Source organism: Robinsoniella sp. (genome assembly GCF_034124845.1).
The window spans coordinates 470-3,267 of sequence record NZ_JAWYAJ010000173.1 but is presented as its reverse complement, the minus strand read 5'-3'; the positions used below and the strand labels follow the sequence as shown (position 1 = coordinate 3,267).

Genomic DNA, 2,798 nt, shown 5'->3' with positions numbered 1-2,798 from the left:
TTTGTAATCATAGTTAAAGTAACAGGAATGAAACGAGGAGGCCATTATGTTTAAAATTAATGAAAATTATTTAAAATTGCCGGGAAGTTATCTCTTCTCAACAATAGGCAAAAAAGTCGCAGCATTTACGGAAGCAAATCCGGACAAAAATATAATCAGGCTGGGAATTGGTGATGTTACACAGCCCCTGGCACCGGCTATTATCACAGCCCTGCATGATGCAGTTGATGAAATGGCAGATGCGAAAACATTTCATGGCTATGCCCCGGATCTGGGTTATGAGTTCTTAAGAAATGCCATTGCAAAAAACGATTACGCAGACAGAGGCTGCAGTATAGCAGCGGATGAAATCTTTGTCTCAGACGGAGCAAAGTGCGATTCCGGTAATATACAGGAAATATTTAGCGTGGATAATAAAATTGCTGTATGTGATCCGGTATATCCGGTTTATGTAGATACCAATGTAATGGCGGGAAGAACCGGAACATACGATGCCGGATCCGAGACCTGGAGTGATGTAATCTATATGCCTTGTACAGCTGAGAATAATTTTGCACCGGAACTTCCAAAAGAAAGGCCGGACATCATCTATCTTTGTTTCCCGAATAATCCAACGGGCTCCACGATCACGAAAGACCAGTTACAGGTCTGGGTAGACTATGCGAATAAAGAAGGTGCCGTCATCATATACGATGCGGCTTATGAAGCATATATTTCGGAAGAAAATGTGCCTCATTCTATCTATGAATGCGAAGGTGCCAGAACCTGTGCAATTGAACTTCGCAGTTTTTCTAAAAATGCGGGATTTACGGGGACACGCCTTGGGTTCACGGTAATTCCGAAAGAACTGAAAGCCGGAGATGTATCGCTTCATTCCCTGTGGGCAAGGCGTCACGGTACAAAATATAACGGGGCTCCCTATATCATCCAAAAGGCTGGAGAAGCTGTTTATTCACCTAAGGGAAAAGAACAGTTAAAGCAGCAGGTTGCATACTATATGAATAATGCCAAAGTGATCTTTGATGGGCTGAAGGATGCAGGATATACCGTATCCGGCGGAGTAAATGCGCCGTATATCTGGCTTCAGACTCCCAAGGGCATGACTTCCTGGGAATTCTTTGATTATCTGCTAGAAAAAGCGAATGTGGTTGGTACACCGGGATCCGGGTTTGGACCCAGTGGAGAAGGATATTTCCGCCTTACTGCATTTGGCAGCTTTGAAAATACAGTTGCGGCTATTGACAGAATTAAGAAAATGTAGCAGGCAGTAAAACACATGCAGCCCGAAATCCTGACGGGCCTCTGGGACCAGAGCATTTTTCAAACACGCTCTAAGTCTGGGTTTCGGGCTGCTTTTTAAAATCCGCAGTTTCCGTCAATGCCACAGCTCATACCGGCAGCGGGAGTCACTTCCTGCTGTAATATGGCATCGGCAATTGCCTGTTTGTAAACGTCCGGCGTGTGATAACCGGAGAGTCTTGTATCCCCGAGATAGATGACCGGAATACTGGTGATGTCATATTCTTCTGAGAGGGCATTCAGCTCATCCAGTCTGGTAAGCTGTGTCTTTGCTGTAATCTCTTCTAAAAATTCTTGTACGTTTTGCCCCAGTTCCTTTGCAATATCCCCCAATACTTTCAGATCCCCGATATCTTTTTCATCTTCGTAAAAAGTGGTAAATACTTTCTCTGTATATTCCTGTCCCAATCCATGATCTTCGCAGTAAAGCAGCCCTAAAAATGTATCCGTGGAATAGGGATGGGGAGACAGTCTGGGCAGCTGCATTGGTAAACCAAGTGCTTTTGCAGCCGGTAGTAACACTTCATCGAATCTTTTTAAACGGGCTTCATCGTGCATGGGATCCACCATGGGAGAGGGGGGACGGCGGAGTTCGTGAGGAATCCGCTCAAAGGTTACATCCATTCCGCCAGCAGCCTGCTTTAGTGAAAAATATTCCAGGTAACAGAATGGGCATACAAAATCAAAAAATACTTTAATTTTCAGACTCATATTTTTTCCTTTCAGTTTTCAGTTGGAAACAATTATTTATACTTTTCTATTTGTAATATGCAATTCTATTACAAGTAAGATAATAGTATTATAGTATAACTTCAAGTATGGAACAAGCGTTATTATACAGTGTGGAAATATTATAAAAGGCAATTTTACTTTCTTTTTTACTGAAAATGAAGTAAAATAATAATAAGTTTTCTGTATAAACCCATAAAAGGAAAGGAGATTTATTCATGGGAGAGTATTTGTCACAAGTTAATGCATTACCGTTCTATTTGATCGTGGGCGGGGTACTATTATTTATCATCGTGATGTGCGTGGTATTTTTGGTAAAAAGTTATCGTGCAGGGATTGCCATTGGAATGGACAAAAAAGTACTAAAAAGAGCCATTACTTCCAGTGCTACGTTTACGGTTCTGCCCAGTATCAGTATTCTATTAGGGGTCATTGCACTTAGCGGAACGCTTGGGGTTCCATTTTCCTGGCTTCGGCTTTCTGTGATCGGGGCACTTCAGTATGAATTAAATGTTGCTGAGATTTCAGCCACCAGTATCGGGCTTACCGGTCTTAAGGTAAGTGAGATGACCGTACAGGCTTTTAGTACCATAGCGCTGGTTATGACAGTGGGAATTCTGGGCGGCGTATTCTGCTGTATCTTTGGATTGAAAAAATATCTGGGCAAGGTACAAAAAACCACGACGAAGAAAAAGTCCGGCAAACCGGGATTTGGAGCATATGCCACAATTGCAATGTTTATAGGGCTCTGCAGTGCGTACATAGGGTCA

The 2,798-nt window shown here is 42.6% G+C and carries 3 protein-coding genes; 2 read left to right on the top strand and 1 reads right to left on the bottom strand.

Annotation, left to right across the window (positions count from 1 at the left end; translation table 11 throughout):
* Window positions 1–46: 46 nt before the first annotated feature.
* Window positions 47–1,261 (top strand): LL-diaminopimelate aminotransferase, encoded by a 1,215-nt coding sequence (locus ACH2DQ_RS08230; RefSeq protein ID WP_394915923.1) that lies wholly within the window; start codon window positions 47–49, stop codon window positions 1,259–1,261.
* A gap of 95 nt (window positions 1,262–1,356) precedes the next feature.
* Here the strand turns inward: ACH2DQ_RS08230 and ACH2DQ_RS08225 are convergent, their stop codons facing one another.
* On the bottom strand, window positions 1,357–2,010 hold the full coding sequence (locus ACH2DQ_RS08225) for a DsbA family protein (RefSeq protein WP_394915924.1): 654 nt from the start codon (window positions 2,008–2,010) through the stop codon (window positions 1,357–1,359).
* Window positions 2,011–2,246: 236 nt separating this feature from the next.
* Here ACH2DQ_RS08225 and ACH2DQ_RS08220 point away from each other — a divergent pair.
* On the top strand, window positions 2,247–2,798 hold a 552-nt coding region (locus tag ACH2DQ_RS08220), incomplete at its 3' end, for a DUF5058 family protein (RefSeq protein ID WP_395026308.1).